At 62.1% G+C, this 17132-nt stretch carries 14 protein-coding genes; 7 read left to right on the top strand and 7 right to left on the bottom strand.

From position 1 onward, the window contains the following. The first annotated feature begins 128 nt into the window (after positions 1-128). Positions 129-956, top strand: coding sequence for a calcium-binding protein (locus tag ACT6VE_RS06195; protein WP_444797734.1), 828 nt, complete (start codon positions 129-131; stop codon positions 954-956). 62 nt (positions 957-1018) lie between these two features. Here the strand turns inward: ACT6VE_RS06195 and ACT6VE_RS06200 are convergent, their stop codons facing one another. Together ACT6VE_RS06200 and ACT6VE_RS06205 are read right to left on the bottom strand one after the other, a co-directional pair. Continuing rightward, positions 1019-2377 (bottom strand): esterase-like activity of phytase family protein, encoded by a 1359-nt coding sequence (locus ACT6VE_RS06200; RefSeq protein ID WP_444797735.1) that lies wholly within the window; start codon positions 2375-2377, stop codon positions 1019-1021. Between the two features lie 95 nt (positions 2378-2472). Beyond that, entirely contained in the window at positions 2473-3375 is a 903-nt protein-coding gene (locus ACT6VE_RS06205) for an AraC family transcriptional regulator (RefSeq protein ID WP_444797736.1), read from the bottom strand. On the opposite strand from ACT6VE_RS06205, the gene ACT6VE_RS06210 reads away from it, so the two are divergent. Beyond that, complete coding sequence (locus tag ACT6VE_RS06210; protein WP_444797737.1) at positions 3374-3781, top strand: DUF2000 family protein; 408 nt, start codon at positions 3374-3376, stop codon at positions 3779-3781. The genes ACT6VE_RS06205 and ACT6VE_RS06210 overlap by 2 nt on opposite strands. A 261-nt stretch (positions 3782-4042) precedes the next feature. Next, entirely contained in the window at positions 4043-5194 is a 1152-nt protein-coding gene (locus ACT6VE_RS06215) for a hypothetical protein (protein ID WP_444797738.1), read from the top strand. A 38-nt stretch (positions 5195-5232) separates the two neighbouring features. Here ACT6VE_RS06215 and rnd read toward each other — a convergent pair whose 3' ends face one another. The 4 genes from rnd to gcvA all read right to left on the bottom strand — a co-directional run bounded on the left by rnd (position 5233) and on the right by gcvA (position 10273). Further along, the gene (gene rnd, locus ACT6VE_RS06220; RefSeq protein ID WP_444797896.1) at positions 5233-6378 is read right to left on the bottom strand and encodes a ribonuclease D; all 1146 of its coding nucleotides are present in this window, start codon (positions 6376-6378) and stop codon (positions 5233-5235) included. A gap of 98 nt (positions 6379-6476) precedes the next feature. Next, a complete protein-coding gene (locus ACT6VE_RS06225) occupies positions 6477-7862 on the bottom strand; it encodes a multicopper oxidase family protein (RefSeq protein WP_444797739.1) in 1386 nt (461 codons plus the stop codon). Positions 7863-7946: 84 nt separating this feature from the next. Further along, positions 7947-9188, bottom strand: coding sequence for an MFS transporter (locus ACT6VE_RS06230; protein ID WP_444797740.1), 1242 nt, complete (start codon positions 9186-9188; stop codon positions 7947-7949). A gap of 161 nt (positions 9189-9349) precedes the next feature. Next, positions 9350-10273, bottom strand: a complete 924-nt coding sequence (gene gcvA / locus ACT6VE_RS06235) for a transcriptional regulator GcvA (protein ID WP_444797741.1) — start codon at positions 10271-10273, stop codon at positions 9350-9352. An 81-nt stretch (positions 10274-10354) separates the two neighbouring features. Between gcvA and ACT6VE_RS06240 the strand changes: the two genes are divergently transcribed. The 4 genes from ACT6VE_RS06240 to creD all read left to right on the top strand — a co-directional run bounded on the left by ACT6VE_RS06240 (position 10355) and on the right by creD (position 15680). Next, entirely contained in the window at positions 10355-11599 is a 1245-nt protein-coding gene (locus ACT6VE_RS06240) for an MFS transporter (protein ID WP_444797742.1), read from the top strand. Positions 11600-11846: 247 nt separating this feature from the next. Beyond that, entirely contained in the window at positions 11847-13637 is a 1791-nt protein-coding gene (gene aspS / locus ACT6VE_RS06245) for an aspartate--tRNA ligase (protein ID WP_444797743.1), read from the top strand. Positions 13638-13732: 95 nt separating this feature from the next. Next, on the top strand, positions 13733-14059 hold the full coding sequence (locus tag ACT6VE_RS06250; protein ID WP_444797744.1) for a DUF1236 domain-containing protein: 327 nt from the start codon (positions 13733-13735) through the stop codon (positions 14057-14059). A 187-nt stretch (positions 14060-14246) separates the two neighbouring features. Continuing rightward, entirely contained in the window at positions 14247-15680 is a 1434-nt protein-coding gene (gene creD, locus ACT6VE_RS06255; protein WP_444797745.1) for a cell envelope integrity protein CreD, read from the top strand. 74 nt (positions 15681-15754) lie between these two features. Here the strand turns inward: creD and ACT6VE_RS06260 are convergent, their stop codons facing one another. Next, the gene (locus ACT6VE_RS06260) at positions 15755-16951 is read right to left on the bottom strand and encodes a hypothetical protein (RefSeq protein ID WP_444797746.1); all 1197 of its coding nucleotides are present in this window, start codon (positions 16949-16951) and stop codon (positions 15755-15757) included. Between the last annotated feature and the right edge of the window lie 181 nt (positions 16952-17132).

Consider the following 17132-nt stretch of genomic DNA (forward strand, 5'->3'; position numbering starts at 1 on the left):
GACCTCCGTTAACCATGCTTTTGGGTTAAGGAAGGCTAAAGCACCCATCGCTTGCCTTCCCTCTTGCCTGACGGTCCAATCGCGCGACTACGGCGGATTGACACGTCGGTGAACAGGAGAGATCAGGCATGGCAACCGTTAAAACGCAGCCCGTGGGAAATCAGGGTGTAAACCTTTCGCTGCTCGATATTCGCGTGCTTGCCGGATACGACCAATGGCAGTTGACGCCGTCAAGCATCAAGCTGCATGACGCAAGCGGTGCAAACTATGCGCTCTTCGGCGGTTCGAATTTTTCCTTCCAGACGAACGGCAACACGATCGAGGATGTCCTGAGCGGCACGGTCACGACGCTCGATATCGGCCTTGGCGGCGTGAACCAGATTGCTTTCAGCAGCCTCAATCTTTCGGCCAAGACGTTCTTCGACTACTTCATGGCTGCCGACACGAAGGGCGCCTGGGACTACCTGTTTTCCGGCAATGATACGATCACCGGCACGCAATACGCCGACTATCTCTTTGGCGGTGCCGGCAATGACGCCGTTTCGGGCGGTATCGGCAATGACGTCATCGAAGGCAATGCCGGCAATGACCGACTTTATGGCGGCAAGGGAGCTGACACGCTTGCCGGTGGCACCGGCGCCGATACCTTCATTTTCAAAACGGCGTCGGATTCGAGACTCGGTGCTCCCGGCACCGATACGATCTCCGACTTCAGCCGCGCGCAAAACGACCAGATCAGCCTGTCCGCAATCGACGCGAACACCAAGGTCGCAGGTAACCAGGCCTTCAACTTCATCGGGACGGAAAAATTCCACAGCATTGCCGGCGAACTGCGCTACGAGAATGTTAGCGGCGACACGCTCATCCACGGCGACGTGAACGGCGACGGCAAGGCCGATTTCTCCCTTCTCGTCGATGCCGTCGTCGACTTCAGGGTCGGCGATTTCATTCTCTGAAACCGGCGTGCCGGATGGAACAAGGGGGCGGCACTGGCCGCCCCCTTTTCATTTCAGCCGGATCACTCGGCCTTCAGGAATTCACTCACGTCCAGCAGCACGAACTCGTTGTCGTCGGCCTTGTCGAGCGCGCGGCCGGCGGAGAAGGGCAGGTTGTTGTCGTTGCCGACGATGATGTGCGCCTCGTCCACGCGGTCGACGTTCTCGATCGTCACGAACGGCATGTCGTAGAAGCCTTCCCCGCCGCCCTGGCGCTTCTTGTTGTCCGGGTCGGCGATCTTCAGGAGGTCGATATAGCCGATCTTGCGGACGGCCTTGCCGACGTTTTCGTCGGTCATGGCGATCTTGTAGATGCGCTTGACCTTGGATGCGGTGGCGAAGCAATCCGGCTTGGGATCCTTCGGATCGGCGCAGGCCTTGTCGGTCGTGCCGGCGCCGTTGTCGCGCTCGATCACCAGGGCGGTGGTGGCGTCCAGCATGTTGAAGTCGCCGATCGCCTCGCCACCTTCGGCAAGCGGGTAGAGCCAGCTGCGGCCCGTCCAGGCCTTGGACGCGACGTCGAGTTCGATGATGCGCAGCGCCGGCCGGCCGTCCGCCTGTTCGACCGATTCGCTGTCGACCCAGAGCGGGCCTTCCAGCAGGCCATAGAGCTTCGCGCCGTCCTTCGACATGGCAAGGCCCTCATAACCGCCGGAGCGTTTCACGTTGAAGGCCGGCATCTTCTTGGAGGGATCGGCCTGTACGGCGAGCGTCGGGTTGTCCGGCGAGGTGACCGGCTTGCCGTCGACCTGCGTCGCGATCACGTCCGTCAGCTTGCCGTCCAGATCGAACTTCAGGATGTAGGGGCCGAATTCCTCGCCGATCCAGAAACCATCGGCTGTTGGCTGGATGGATTCGACGTCGAAGTCGCCGCCCGTGAGATAGCGTTTTTCCGCGCCTTCCATGACGATCGGGAAGGGTGCCTTCTTGTCCGGGTCGGAGAGGAACACGGTCTTCACCGGTTCAAGCGTGGCCTTGTCCCAGTCGAAGCGCACATTGTGGATCATCAGCATGGCGTCGGTAGAGTTCAACTTGTTGCCGAAGCCGTTGTCGGAGAGCGTCCAGAACGTGCCGTCTTCCATGGTCTTGATACCCGAAAAACCCTGCATCGGCTGGCCGTCGAAGGGCAGCGCAAGGCCGGTCTCGCGCACGCCATCCTTGCCCATGACGGTACCCAGCGCATCGACGCGCTTGCGGTCTGCGGTCGAAAACTTGCCGGAAGTCTTCAGGTAGTCGGCAGCGTCCGCCGGGGCGGCGATGATCGTGTTGGCCGGAAGGATCGCGTGGGCCTTCAGCGTGGCGGGAAATTCCTTGTCGGCGGCGAGCGCTGCGGTCGTCATCAGAAGCGAAAGGGCTGCGGTGGCGAAAAGATGTTTGGTCATAATTCTTCCTATGGTTAGGTAAAACGACGCGTGTTGATAGGCGCCGCGCATGACCACTGCTTGACAGTTCCTTATCGCTTTCGTGACGGTGAGGGTTAGCCTTCGCGACCGCCGGCAAGCGCCGCAAAACGCCCCGGCGTCATGCCGAGCGCCTTCTTGAAATGGCGGTTGAGATGCGCCTGGTCGGCGAAGCCACTGGCAAAGGCGGCCTCGGCAAGGCTTTCGCCCGCGGCAATCAGGCCCTTCGCCCGCTCCAGGCGACGCATGACGAGGTAGCGGTGCGGGCTGGTGCCGAGCAGCTGGCGGAACTGCCGGGCGAGGGTGAACCGGTCCAGTCCCGTCACTGCCTCCAGTTCCGTGGAGCTCACCTGCTGCGAAAGGTTCTCCCGCAGGAAATCGCAGGCCCGCAGCACCTCCGCGCGGGCGAGGCGTCCCGTGCGGGCTTGCGATATACCGGCATGGTCGAGCAACGCGGCGGCGATCTCTTCGACGATCTCGTCCAGTTTCAACGGCTCGATCGCCGCGTCCATGCTGCCGATGGCCTCGAGCAACAGCCGGGCCAATCGCGGATCCGCGACGACCGGCGCGGCGACAAAGGGTAATGTGCGGCCGCGCTCCGCCGTCAGCGGCAAGAAACGCTCGGGCGGGATGTACATCATGCGATAGGTCAGCCCGTCATCGGTACCGGCGCCGCCATCATGCATCTCGTCCGGATGCAGGACGATCACATTGCCGGGGAGGCTGAAGCGCGCTTCGCCGCGATAGCGAAAGGTCTGGATGCCGGCCATGGTGACGCCGAGCGCATAGGTATCATGCCGGTGCGGCTCGAAGCCCTTGCCACGGAACCGCGCCTCGATGCGCTCGATGCCGGCAAGCTCCGGCGCGATGACGATGCGGTCCTTCTCCGCGCACGAACGTTCAAGCGGCGCATCGACGGCGCCTGCTACCGCATTGGCCGCGGAGTGGTCCGCAGCCTTTTTTCGGGAGTATACCTGCATGTTCGATACCAAGTTCGCCGTCATCCTGCGCGAGGATCTGGAAGTCTGGCAGAAGTTGAATGTCACCGCTTTCCTGTCGAGCGGCATCATCGGTCAGAAGCCGGAGCTGATCGGCGAAGCCTACCGCGATGCCGCCGGCAATGTCTACAACGCCTTGAGCGTCCAGCCGATCATCGTGCTCGCGTCAGACGGCGCGACGCTGTCGAAGATCCACGCACGGGCGCTGGAGCGCGAGGTCCCTGCCGCCGTCTACATCGAAGAGATGTTTTCCACCGGCCACGACGCGGCCAACCGCGCCGTCTTCGCCACGTTCGGCCCGAGTGACGCCAAGATCGTCGGTATCGCGCTGCATGCCGACAGGAAGATGGTGGATCGCATCACAAAGGGGGTGAAACTGCACGCGTGAGTTCTACGATGGAAGGAGCTTGCTTTTTTAGAAAAAGCTTGTTCAATCCATGATCGAATGCGCAAGGCGTTGCCGGGCAAAGCCCGGCACGACTGGTTGTTCGTCACAGCGAGTGGACAGGCGTCGGGACCGGGCCGCATGTTTCGCTCGTGCGTACCGTCGCGAATTGATCCGGCACTTTAAATCAGAGTTTCAGAACCAGCCCAAGGCAAAGGGCCTCCGGCGCGGTCTTGAACCATCGGGACAAAAGGGGAAACGGACGTGAGCACGATCACTTCGAATATCAGCAGGACACTCAATGGCTCGACGGCGTTTGTCGTCGGCGGCGACACCTATACATGGTCCAACCGCTGGCTGGACATGCTGTCGATATGGGCACCCGACGACGCGCCGCTGCGCACGGTAAACCTGACGCTCAGCAGCAAGTCATGGGGTGCGGACGTGCTGCGCTTCGCCGGAAACGCCAGCGTGACCATCAACGATGCAACGACCGGCGTTGGCGATAACGACCGCGTGTACATAAGCTACATTTCTCTTGGCACCAGCGGAACGAGCACCGTCACCCTGAAGAATGCCGAAGTGGAAACCCTGGTTGGCAGCAAGGCCTCCCAGAACGTGACCATCGGCTACTGGGCGAACTACATCGGCCTGAACCGGGGCGACGACACGGTTACCGTGGTTGGCGTCGGCGAAGTTGGCAGCATGGACCTCGGCCGGGGTAATGACAAGCTGACGACGACCGGCGATGCCTGGGTCGGAACGGCCTATATGGGGCGTGGCAACGACACCGTCTCGCTCGGGGCGGGCGGCGCTCACTTCATCCATATGGGGCAGGATGCAGATATCATCAAGTTCAGTGCCAATTCGCAGAGTGTGATCGTCCATGGCGGCGAAGGCATATCCGACGATCTGGCGGGGGCCAAGGATTCCGACACTGTCGACTTCTCGGCATTCACCGAAGGGCTGACCATCGACCTGAACGGCCGATCCTTCGTCGAGGGGACAAGCGGCGAGTATCTCATCTCCAATTTCGAGAATGCAACAGGCGGCAAGGGCAAGGACACGATCATCGCGAATGATGAGGTCAACGCGCTCAGGGGGCGTGCTGGCGCCGACACCTTCGTCTTCGAAAGCAAGACGGCCGCCCATGGCGACAAGATTCTCGACTTCAGCCAGACGGAGAAGGACAAGATCGATGTCTCGGACATCGATGCCAACTCGACCGTGAGCGGCAACCAGGCTTTCACATTCATCGGCACGGCAGCCTTCGGCGACAAGGCAGGCCAGTTGCGCTACGAGCTGAAATCGGGCGACACCATCATCCAGGGCGACATCAATGGCGATGGCGTCAGGGATTTCTCCATCATCCTCGACGCCAGCGTCAACCTCAAGCTGGGCGATTTCATTCTCTGAGGAGAGACTTGAAGAGAGGGCCGAAAGCCTCGGCCCTCTTAAAGCTCCACCGCCTCGATCTTCTTGTCGACGAAGCGGAGCGCCACCTTGCCACCGATCAGGTTGAGGGCGGTGTCGCCGAAAAGCTCACGGCGCCAGCCATGCAGCGCCGCGACGTCGGCCGCTTCGCCCTCGGCGGCAATCTTTTCGAGATCGTCGGTGTTGGCGATGATCTTTGCGGCGACGCCCTCGCGCTCGGAGACGATCTTCAGCAGCACCTTCAGCATTTCGCTGGCGGCGGCGGCACCCTCCGGCACGTGGTTCTGGCGGGGCAGGCGCGGCAGGTCGGTCTTGGGGATGGCCAGCGCCTCGCCGATCGCTTCCAGAAGGGCGCCGCCGGACTGCGAGCGTTCCCAACCCTTCGGGATGGTGCGCAGACGCGCCAGCGCCTCGGCATCGACGGGCTGCTGCTGGGCGATTTCGTAGATCGTGTCGTCCTTCAGGATGCGCGAGCGCGGCACGTTGCGGGCGCGTGCCTCGCGTTCGCGCCAGGCGGCGACCTTCTGCAGCACGGCGAGTTCGATCGGCTTCTTGACGCGCATCTTGAGCCGCTTCCAGGCATCGTCCGGATGCAGGTCGTAGGTCTCGCGCGATTCGAGAACCGCCATTTCCTCGGTCAGCCACAGCGAGCGGCCGGCCTCTTCCAGCTTTTCCTTGAGGGTCAGGTAGACATCGCGCAGATGCGTCACGTCGGCCAGCGCATATTCGAGCTGCTTGTCGGTCAGTGGCCGGCGGCTCCAGTCGGTGAAGCGTGAGGACTTGTCGATATGCACGCCCTTGATCTTCTGGACGAGCTGGTCATAGGAGACGCTGTCGCCGAAGCCGCAGACCATGGCGGCGACCTGGGTGTCGAAAATCGGGTGCGGAATGAGATTGCCGCGGTTGAAGATGATTTCGATATCTTGCCGCGCGGCATGAAAGACCTTCAGCACCGCCGTGTTGGCCATCAGCGCGAAGAAGGGTGTTAGGTCGAGATCCTTGGCCAGCGGATCGACGATGACCTCCAGCTCGGGTCCGGCAAGCTGAACCAAGCAGAGTTCCGGCCAGAAGGTCGTCTCCCGCAGGAATTCCGTGTCGATGGTCAGATACTCGGAGCGGGCGAGTATCTCACAGGCTTCGGTTAGGGCTGCGGTGGTCTCGATGATCTGCATGGGCTCGGGCGGACTTTTCTCGAATTTTTTGATCGGGCAGCTTTAGACGTTCCACGGTTTTGCCACAATCGAAAACTTGACCCGGCGAAACCTCAGGTTACGCGTACATAACTCGTCATGCCGGTCTTCTGGTGTTCGATGATGTGGCAATGGAACACCCAGTCGCCCGGATTGTCGGCGACGAGCGCGAGCTGCACCTTTTCGTCCGGCAGGATGAGGTAGGTATCGGAAAAATGTGGGCGGATCGGCTGCTTGTTCGACGTGACCGGCCGGAAGGCCAGGCCATGCAGGTGGAGCGGATGCACCTGCGGCGTCGGGTTCTCGACATTGAAGATATAGGTCCGGCCGGCCTTCATCTCGGCGAGCGGCGCGGTCGGGTCGCCCGTGTCGTCCGCCCACGGCACCTTGTTGATGGCCCAGAAATTGTAGCCGAGCGAACCGCAGATACCGTCCTTCGGCCGCTCCTCCGCCGAGGCGCTGAGGATGAAGGGGATTTCGGTTGCCGCCGACAGGTCCGGCTCGGGCAGGGGATTGGCGGCAAGGGCCGGCAGGTCGCCGATGCTGCGCTTCAGCGAGGCGCCAACCGCGCGGAACGTCGCGAGTGTGGTGGGCTTGGTGCCGCGCAGGTCTTTCAGCTCAGCGATGGCGCCTTCCGTGTCAGGCATGCGCAGGGCGAGGTCCAGCCGCTGGCCGGGGCCGATCATCAGGTGGTCGAGCGCAAAACGTTCCGCCACCGGATTGCCGTCGAACGCGACCACCTGCGCTTCGGCGCCCTCGACCGAAAGCGCAAGGATGCGCGTGACGTCCGTCGCCGCAAGCCGCAGGCGCACAAGCCCGCCGGCCGGCGCGTCATATTGTGGCGACTGTCGCCAGTTGGCGGTGCGCACGGTGCCGAATGTGCCGGCACGCGCGGCATCGCGCGGCTTGAACTGGGCGATGAACTGCCCGTCGCCGCCGAGCCGCCAGTCGCGCAGGTTGAGCACGATTTCCGCGTCGAAGACCGGATCCGCCGGGTCTTCCACGACGATCACGCCGGTCAGCCCGCGGCCGATCTGCTCCAGCGTGTTGCAATGGGGGTGATACCAGAAGGTGCCGGCATCCGGCGGGGTGAAGGCATAGTCAAAACTGTCGCCGCCATAGACATAGGGCTGCGTCAGAAAGGGCACGCCGTCCATCCTGTTGTCGATGCGCAGGCCGTGCCAGTGCACGGTCGTCGGCTCGTCCAGCCGGTTGTCGAGCCGGAGCGAAAAGGCCGCGCCGCGCTGCATGCGCAGCACCGGCGGAACCTCGCCGTCGCCATAGGTCATCACGCCCTTCGTCGGCCCCTTGTCGGTGATCATCGCTTCGCCCATGCGTGCGACAAGCGATGTCGCCGCCTGTGCGCTTGCCAGCCCGGCAAAGCGCCCCGCAAGACCGATGCCGCCCGCATAGGCCCCGGCGACGAGTGCGCCCTTCATCAGCGTGCGGCGTGTCAGCATGGCAGTCCCTCCGGTGCGTCTTTGGCTTCTAAACCTGAGGGCAGCTCTCAGCAATAAGCCCGCTACGACCAGATTGCCGCAGTGTCATCGCTCGCCGTTGCGGTCCTTCTCGGAGGCGGCGAGCTTGTTGAAGAAGAAGGACGTGCGCAGCAGGTTGCGGAAGCGGCTGTGCCGCGCGCCGGCGGGCACCGCCGGCCGGGCGCTCATGCGCAGCGCCGTGTAGCCCATGAATGAGATAAGGATGACGGCGGTATAGAGGAAGAGCGCCTGCGGCCCGAAGAACTGCAGCAGCACCGAGGCGAAAAGCGGGCCGATGATCGCTCCACAGGACCAGAAGAACAGCATGCCGGCCGAAACCAGCGCATGTTCGCCTTCGCCGGCATGGTCGTTGGCATGCGCCGAGCAGAGCGAATAGAGCGGCATGGCAAAGGCGCCGAACACGAAGATGCCGACGAGGTTCTTCAGTTCGTTGCCGCCTGCGAAGAAGGCAAGGTAGAGCGCCGCGAAAGCCGAGCCGAGGGTCGCGAGGAGGATGATCAGCCGCCGGTCGAGCCGGTCGGAATAGATCCCGAGCGGATATTGCAGCACCACGCCGCCGACGATGCCGGCGCTCATGAAGTTCGCGATGGCCGTCACGGAGAGGCCGATATCATGCGCGTAGATCGGCCCGAGGTTGCGGAAGGCCGCATTGGTGAGGCCGACGACGATGCAGCCGACGGTCGCGAGCGGCGAGATGTTCCAGAGTTTTCTGACATCGAAGCGGATCGCCTCCGGCACGGTCGGGCTGGAGCGGTCGGCAAGCGAAATCGGCACGAGCGACAGCGACAGCGCCATGGCGACGATGGCAAACAACTCGAACCCGCCGATCCCGATGCCCGGAATGAGATATTGCGCCGCCGTCACCGAGCCGAGGTCCACGACGCGGTAGACGGAAAGCGTGCGCGCCCGGTTGGCATTGGTCACGGAGGCGTTCAGCCAGCTCTCGACGGTGGCAAACAGGCTCGCAAAACAGATGCCGGCGACAAGCCGCATCACGAACCAGAAGATCGGATCGATCACCAGCACCATGGCAATGGCCGACGCCGACGCGATCGCCGCCATGGCCGAAAACGTCCTGATATGCCCGATCGCCCGCAAGACGCGCGTCACATAAATACAGCCGATCGCAAACCCGATGCTGTAGCCCGCCCCGACGAAACCGATGACGGATGTCGAAAACCCCTCCTGCGAGGCGCGCAGCGCAATGAACGTACCCTGAAGGCCATTGCCCCCGATGAGAATGCCTGCGGTGATGAGAAGGGGAATCAGGGGACGAATCGTGGACATGCGGGCACTATGGCGGAGGATTTGGGGAATGGCAGGGGGAAGTTGGAAAGATACCGGGAGATTACTATACTATATCGACGGTCATTTGAATTCTGCGAAGGCGCCGTTTCGACTCCCGCGAAAGGGGGGCAAACCATCGCTCCCAGGAGGGTGCTTGCGGGCTACGGCAAGCGCATGGTTGCCGCTTCGGACAACAGCCACGCCCTGAAGCCACGGATCAAGGGATCAGCCATCGTCTCAAGCGGCGACACGATAAAGTAGGCGAAGTTCGGCGGGCCGCCAATCGATAGGTCGAATGGGCGCACGAGGCGACCGGCCGCAAGGTCATCGGCCACGAGGGCTTCATCGCCAAGGGCAATACCTTCGCCTTCGATCGCGGCTTGGACAGCGAGATGGGTGTCCGTGTAGTGAAGCCCCGGCTCGAAGTGGAAATCAAAGATCCCGGCCGCCTGCAGCCATTGCCGCCAATCCGGCCAGACAACGCCTCGTCCGCTCCAAGATTGATGAATCAGCTTGCGGCCTCGAAGATCACGGGGATCGACCATAGGTCGCTCACCTTTTAGCAGACGGGGGCTGCATACCGGGAAAATGACGTGATCGAACAAACGATCCGTGTGGAGCCCGACGTCCTGGGGACCGAACCTGATCGCAAGGTCTATATCGTTCTGCCGAAAATCCTGTATCTGGCAGGTCACGTTCAGCCGGACTTCGACGTTTGGCTCGATTTGCTGGAACCGATCGAGCCGAGGGACCAGCCATTTCGCTGCGATCGACGTCGAAACAGAAACATTGAGACGCGTGCGTTCCTGGCCGGAAAGCCGGCGGGCTTGCGCGACGGCATTGTCGAGGTTTGCCAACGCCTCCTGGGTTGACCGGTGGAGAACTTCACCGGCTGTTGTGAGGCGCAGAGATCGGTTCGCCCGAATGAACAACGCAAACCCGAGCTGCGCCTCCCATTCCTTGATCTGGTGGCTGACCGCCGCCGGCGTGAGATTGAGCTCCACGCCGGCCCGGGTGAAATTGAGATGTCTTCCGGCCGCCTCCAGCACCCTCAGAGATCTAGCGCCTGGAGTTCGCGGTCGCATCGGACACCTTCAAATTTTTCTATCAGGTCGCCAACAAGGCTATTTGCTTCCTAACCGGTGTACAATCGCGATGATGTTGGCGTGATCAAATATTCTTTGAAGTCCTGCTTCATGCCATCTCCGTCAAATCAGCACTTTCCGCTTGCCTTTACCGCCGCCTGCGTCGCGATGACCAGCGTCACCTATGGAATGGGGCGGTATGCCTACGGGCTGTTCCTGCCGTCGATCGGAGCGCAGTTTGATCTCACGACGTTCGATCTGGCGCTCATCGCAAGCCTGAACGCGATCCTCTATCTGGTCGCAACCATTGTCGCGTCGGCTACGGCCATCCATTTTCGGCCGCGAACCTTCATCCTTCTTTCAGGGGTAACAACCACGGCCGGATTGCTGCTTGCAGGGATGGCGACGAGCGTTGCCGTGGCGACTGTGGGCATCGTACTTGCCGGAATAGGCGCGGGCATTCTCTCGCCGGCGATGTTCGAGGCAATCGAAGCCTGGTTGCCGGCTCCGTGGAAACCCCGGGCAATCGGAGCGGTCAATGCCGGCGCGGCACCGGGAATCGTTCTGACGGGTTTGGCGGCCTATTGGCTGCAATCATCCTGGCAGCAGGCATGGATCGTCATGGCCGGGATCGGGCTGGTCGTTACCCTCTGGCATTTCTGGCTTATACCGACGGCCCGGTTGCCGCGTCCTGCTTCGGGTGTGGCCCTGCCTCTCGGTTTCAGCCTGTTCACAAGACGCGCTTGCATGCCTCTTTATGTTTCCGTCTTCGTGTATGGCCTGATTCTCAGCACCTATCTGACGTTCGCCGTCGATTTGGTTCTGTCCACTGGCGGCATGGCGTTTCCAATGGACCGGCTGTTCTGGGTTCTGCTTGGCCTTGCGGGCCTGCCTGCGATGCTGACAGGTGCAGCAGTCCTGCGGCTGGGCGTGAGGGGCCTGCTGGCGATCAGCATGCCGGCATGCGGGCTATCCTATGCCTTGCTCGCCCTCGCGCCAGGCAATCAGCTTGTCGTCCTCACATCGGCCATCCTGTTCGGCGCGGCGTCCATCGCGCCAGGAAACGGCTTTCTCGTCTGGGGTATCTCGCTCTTCAGGGAACGGCCTTCGATAGGCTCGGGAACCGTGTTCGTCGTGCTCTCGATCGCCATTATCATAGGCCCGATCCTGTTCGGCATCATAGCCACGCAGATATGCTCACAAGGGTTCTTTCTGGTCATGGCGGTGCTTTCGATTGTCATTATCCCGCTGTTTCCTCGCGCAATCTTCACCACGGGACGTGCAGGCGATCAGGCTTTGTTGGACAATCCGACTGCTGATTTTTAAGGATGCGCACAAATCGCTGCTTCGAGCCCTCTTTCCGCGCGAGGAAGGGGGTACGTGACGTCCGTTTTCCGCTACCATCGGAAAAGATGCGCCGAGCGCTCAGAAGCGGGTGAGGGGCGCCCTGTCGGTGCTTGCCACCCTGCAAGCCTTGACAAATCGGCCCCGCCATGCGCTTTTCCGCCCGATTTTTCTTGGTCGCTGCGCCGGGTTCTTCCCGCGCGGCCTTTCAGCATTTCAGGATACCACGATGCACCCTTACCGCAGCCACACCTGCGCCGCTCTCCGCAAGTCCGATGTCGGCGGCACCGTTCGTCTTTCCGGCTGGGTTCACCGCGTTCGAGATCATGGCGGCGTGCTCTTCATCGACCTGCGCGACCACTATGGCATCACCCAGGTTGTCGCCGATCCTGATTCACCGGCCTTCAAGATGGCCGAGACGGTGCGCGGTGAATGGGTGATCCGCATCGACGGCCGCGTCAAGGCGCGCACCGACGATACGGTCAACAAGACCATGCCGACCGGCGAGATCGAGCTTTACGCGCAGGAGATCGAGGTTCTCTCGGCTGCCAAGGAACTGCCGCTTCCGGTCTTCGGCGAGCCGGACTATCCGGAAGACGTGCGCCTGAAGTACCGCTTCCTCGACCTGCGCCGCGAGACGCTGCACAAGAACATCGTCAAGCGCACGCAGATCATCTCCTCCATGCGCAAGGGCATGGGCGAGGCGGGTTTTGCCGAATACACGACGCCGATCTTGACGGCCTCCTCGCCGGAGGGTGCCCGCGACTTCCTCGTGCCGTCGCGTATGCATGAAGGCAAATTCTTCGCGTTGCCGCAGGCGCCGCAGCAGTACAAGCAGCTTCTGATGGTTGCCGGTTTCGACCGCTACTTCCAGATCGCGCCGTGCTTCCGCGATGAAGACCCGCGCGCCGACCGCCTGCCGGGCGAATTCTACCAGCTCGACGTCGAGATGAGCTTCGTCACCCAGGAAGACGTCTGGGACACGATGGAGCCGATGATGACGGCGGTCTTCGAGGAGTTTGCCGAAGGCAAGCCGGTCACCAAGAACTGGCCGCGCATTCCCTATGACGAGGCGATCCGCAAGTATGGCTCCGACAAGCCGGACCTGCGCAATCCGATCGTCATGCAGGCTGTGACCGATCACTTCGCCGGCTCCGGTTTCAAGGTTTTCGCGAACATGATCGCGTCGAACCCGAAGGTTCAGGTCTGGGCGATCCCGGCCAAGACCGGTGGCAGCCGCGCCTTCTGCGACCGCATGAACGCCTGGGCGCAGAGCCAGGGCCAGCCCGGCCTCGGCTATATCTTCTGGCGCAAGGAAGCCGACAAGATCGAGGGCGCCGGCCCGCTGGCGAAAAACATCGGCGAGGAGCGCACGGAAGCCATCCGCACGCAGCTCGGCCTCGATGACGGCGATGCCTGCTTCTTCGTCGCCGGCGATCCGGCAAAGTTCTACAAGTTCGCCGGCGAAGCCCGCACCCGCGCCGGCGAGGAGCTGAACCTCGTCGATCGCGAGCGTTTCGACTTCTGCTGGATCGTCGACTTCCCGTTCTACGAATATAACGAGGAAGAAAAGAAGGTCGACTTCGCGCACAACCCCTTCTCCATGCCGCAGGGTGGCATCGACGCGCTCGACAACAGGGACCCGCTGGAGCTCAAGGCTTACCAGTACGACGCGGTCTGCAACGGTTTCGAAATCGCCTCGGGCTCGATCCGTAACCAGTCGCCGGAGCTGATGGTCAAGGCGTTCGAGAAGGTGGGCCTCAGCCAGGCCGACGTGGAAGAGCGTTTCGGCGGCCTCTACCGTGCCTTCCAGTACGGTGCACCGCCGCACGGCGGCTGCGCTTTCGGCATCGACCGCGTCGTCATGCTGCTCGTCGGCGCAAAGAACCTGCGCGAGATTTCGATCTTCCCGATGAACCAGCAGGCGCAGGATCTCCTGATGAACGCGCCGAGCCCGGCAACGCCCGCCCAGCTTCGCGAACTCGCGCTGCGCGTCGTGCCGACGCAGAAGAAAGACTGATCGTCTGACAGGGCGAAAGCCGCTTGCGGCTTTCGCCCGTCGGAACACTTGCCCGCCCTGGCCGTTCTCTTCCTGTCAAGCAGAGGAGAATGAACATGCGAAACAAGATCATCCTTGCCACGGCAGCCTTCATGACGCTGTCCACCGCCGCCTATGCCCAGAGCACGGTCATCGTCCAGGAAACCGATCCGGTCATGACCGAATCGACTGTCGTCGTGCCGGGCGAAGTCCGCACCTATGTGCTGGAACAGCAGGTTCCATCCGTTGCCTATGAGGGTGATGTGCTCATCGGCAAGGTCATTCCGGACGCCGTGGAAGTTCACCCGGTCGATGGCTATGGCGACTATGCCTATACCGTCGTCAATGAACGCCGGGTCATCGTGAACCCGCAGACCCGGACGGTTATCCAGGTTCTGGAGTAGCCCTAACATCCTGCTGAACCCGGCGCGTCGCGTCGGGTTCAGCCGCGAGCGTTGGCTTTCGCGAAAAGACGCCACAATGCCGTGAATTCGCCGCCAGTCGATCCCAATTCCGCGCGCAATCAGTCGAAATGCACCCCTAGCGTGAAGCTGCCTTATAATGGCGTTTCAAAGACTGGAGGGACTTTCAATGACTGAGACGGAAACGGGCGATCCCATCGCCTCCACGTCATCCCGGCATGTCCACTATCCCGACACCCGCGGCAATATCGCTACCTTCCTGCGTTCGCCCGGCGTCAAGTTCATCATGATCGGCATCATCTCCGTGGCGCTGCTCGTGCCGCTGCTGCTCGTCTGGGGCCTGACGGAGGAGCGGGCGCAAAGGGCGACCGATGTGTCGCGCCGCATCGCCAACGGCTGGGGTGGCGACCAGGCGATCAACGGCCCTTATCTGGCCGTGCCGTTCGAGGTGCAGCGCAGCCGCGAAGTGGATGGCCGCACGATCGTCGAGCAGACGACCGAATGGGCGCTCGTCATGCCGGAAACGTTGGATGTCACGGCGGATCTGAAGGCGGAGGAGCGCAGGCTCTCGATCTATACGCTGCCGGTCTACAATGGCGCCCTGACATTGAAGGGGCGCTTTGCCAGCAACATCCTTCAGGATCTCGCGCAGTTCTCCGGTACGCCGCAGCTCGACCGCGCCATCCTCGTGCTCAACATCAACGATATTACCGGCATCCGCTCCGATGCCAGCGTGAAGATCGATAACGGCGCCGTGCGGCCATTCGATCCGGGCATGCGGCAGATTTCCGCCATGACCGTTGTCGGTGCCGATGGGTATGCCACGCCGCAATCCAGCGCCGGCGTGCACCGTCCAATCGAACGGCCGCGCGTCGAGAGCGGCTTTGCCTTCGAGATCGCCCTGTCGCTCAACGGTTCGCGCAGCTTCGCCGTCGCCCCCGCCGGCCAGACGACGAGTTTTGCGGCGAAGGCCAATTGGCCCCATCCGGGCTTCGAAGGTCTCTTCCTGCCGGAGCAGAAGACGATCACCGCATCGGATTTCTCGGCCAAGTGGACGATCCCCTATCTCGCCCGCGGCATCGACCGGGTCGCGGCCGGTTCGACGCTGCCGCTGTCGGGCAGCATGATGTCGATCAACCTCGTGGAACCCGTCCAGTTCTACCAGGTTATCTCCCGCACGCTGAAATACTCGATCGGCTTCATCTCGCTCGTCTTCCTCGCCGTCTTTGTCGTCGAGCTGAAGGGTGGGCGCATGGTGCACTGGATCCAGTATGTGCTGACGGGCCTGGCGCTGATCGTCTTCTACGTGCTGCTCTTAGCGCTCGCGGAGCATACCGGCTTCACCATTGCCTATGTGGTGGCGGCTGTCGCGACGGCACTGCTGATCGCCGCCTATCTCGGTAGTGCGACGGGGAGCCGCAAGAACGGCCTGTCGCTCGGCGCCGTGCTGCTGTCCGCCTATGGCGTGATGTATCTCGTGCTGCGGGAGGACGAGTATGCGCTGCTCGCCGGCGCATTGATCTCCTTCGTCACCATCGCGGCCACCATGTACGCGACGCGCCGCGTCGAGTGGTCGGCGCCGGTGCCGCAGGCAGCCCGGTGACGTTCGTCATTCTCAAAAGCAGAAAGCCCGGAGCGATGCTCCGGGCTTTCTTTTTAAACAAGCTGCCGAACGGCTTACATCTCGTCGTTTGCCGTGACGGTGACGCCCAGGACCTGCGGGATGGTCTGCGGCGCGCCCATGGCGGCACCCATGATCATCGGGAACGGAACGGGTTCCTTCGGCTCGGCGCTGATCGTCAGGCTCTTCGGGTCGTCGAGAAAGGTGTTGACGGCGGCCGAGATCTGGTTCTGCAGGTCAGGCATGTTGAGCTGGGCGATCATGATCGGAACCAGGCCCTTCAGCGACTGGGCCATCTGGTCGCCCGTGACGCCCTGTTCGCTGCCGGCGAAGTCGAGCAGCTTCTTGGTGATCGAGGCGTCTTCGAAGGAGATCGAGGCGCTGTTGAAGGTCAGCTGCTGGACGAGGCCCATCATGGACATGCCCATGGCGGCGTTGGCTTCTTCCTTGTTCGGGTTGGCTTCAGCGGCCTTCATCGCCTCCTGGATGCCCTTTACGAAATCGAGCGTGTAGCCGGAGATTTCCAGACCGATGTTGAGCCGGCCGACATCCTTGAAATCGAAGGCGTATTCATCGACGGCCATCTTGCCGCTTGCCAGCTCCCAGCTGCCGGACATGGAGACCTTGCCTTCCAGCGTCTGCATGTTGAGCTTGGCCAGCGCGTCCTTGGCCTTCGGATCTTCGACCGCGGTCAGGTCGGCCTTGAGGTCGGAAAACGTGGCGTCGAATTCGAGACCGGCATCGGCGTCCATGCGCGTGATGTTCGCCTCCATGCCGGACATGGAGAAGACTTCCTTGCCCTTCGCGGTGACGCTGATCGGGCCGGCGGTGGCCGATTCGTACATCATCAGCGATTCGAGCGTACCGGAAACGACCGTGCCCGGAACGGACACACCGTTGAGCGCGATGTCCTTTGCGGAAACCGACGTTTCGCCTTCCGTTGTGTTGATGTCCTGGAAGGCGATGGTTTCGATCGTGTAGCCGCCTTCGCCGTCTTCCTCGACACCTTCCATGGTGACGTTGCCGAGCTTGATCGGCGCTTCAGCGCCGGTCGCCTTCAATTCGGTGCCTTCGAGGGTGACGGTCGAGCCGTCGACGACAACGTTCGAAGAGCCGACCGTCACGCCGCTCGTGGCATAGGTGGCATTCAGCTTGGCCAGCAGATCCGCGCCATCAAGCGCGAATGCGGGGCTTGCCAGGGTGGCGAGCGCTGCGCCGGCGAGGAGGGTGCGGAAATGGGAGGTGCGCATCATGGATTGGCTCTCTTTCTGGATTTTTGGACGGCTGCCTTGCCGTTTACCGCTCATAGACGTGCGGCGCGGCGACTATATTCGGGCCGGCGCAACTTTCCATGGAATTCTACACGGGCGGCCGTATTTTCGCGGCAGGCTTTACAAACTGCTATCCACAGCTGGATCGCCCGGATTCCTTGCC

The organism is Shinella sp., from assembly GCF_052438155.1.
Classification (GTDB): domain Bacteria; phylum Pseudomonadota; class Alphaproteobacteria; order Rhizobiales; family Rhizobiaceae; genus Shinella.

Coding starts and splice junctions, on each gene's coding strand:
- ACT6VE_RS06225 (WP_444797739.1), bottom strand. CDS start 7,862: ATGCTGACACGCCGCACGCTGATGAAGGGCGCACTCGTCGCCGGGGCC.
- aspS (WP_444797743.1), top strand. CDS start 11,847: ATGCACCCTTACCGCAGCCACACCTGCGCCGCTCTCCGCAAGTCCGAT.
- ACT6VE_RS06205 (WP_444797736.1), bottom strand. CDS start 3,375: ATGCAGGTATACTCCCGAAAAAAGGCTGCGGACCACTCCGCGGCCAAT.
- ACT6VE_RS06230 (WP_444797740.1), bottom strand. CDS start 9,188: ATGTCCACGATTCGTCCCCTGATTCCCCTTCTCATCACCGCAGGCATT.
- creD (WP_444797745.1), top strand. CDS start 14,247: ATGACTGAGACGGAAACGGGCGATCCCATCGCCTCCACGTCATCCCGG.
- gcvA (WP_444797741.1), bottom strand. CDS start 10,273: ATGCGACCGCGAACTCCAGGCGCTAGATCTCTGAGGGTGCTGGAGGCG.
- ACT6VE_RS06200 (WP_444797735.1), bottom strand. CDS start 2,377: ATGACCAAACATCTTTTCGCCACCGCAGCCCTTTCGCTTCTGATGACG.
- ACT6VE_RS06195 (WP_444797734.1), top strand. CDS start 129: ATGGCAACCGTTAAAACGCAGCCCGTGGGAAATCAGGGTGTAAACCTT.
- ACT6VE_RS06250 (WP_444797744.1), top strand. CDS start 13,733: ATGCGAAACAAGATCATCCTTGCCACGGCAGCCTTCATGACGCTGTCC.
- ACT6VE_RS06210 (WP_444797737.1), top strand. CDS start 3,374: ATGTTCGATACCAAGTTCGCCGTCATCCTGCGCGAGGATCTGGAAGTC.
- ACT6VE_RS06260 (WP_444797746.1), bottom strand. CDS start 16,951: ATGATGCGCACCTCCCATTTCCGCACCCTCCTCGCCGGCGCAGCGCTC.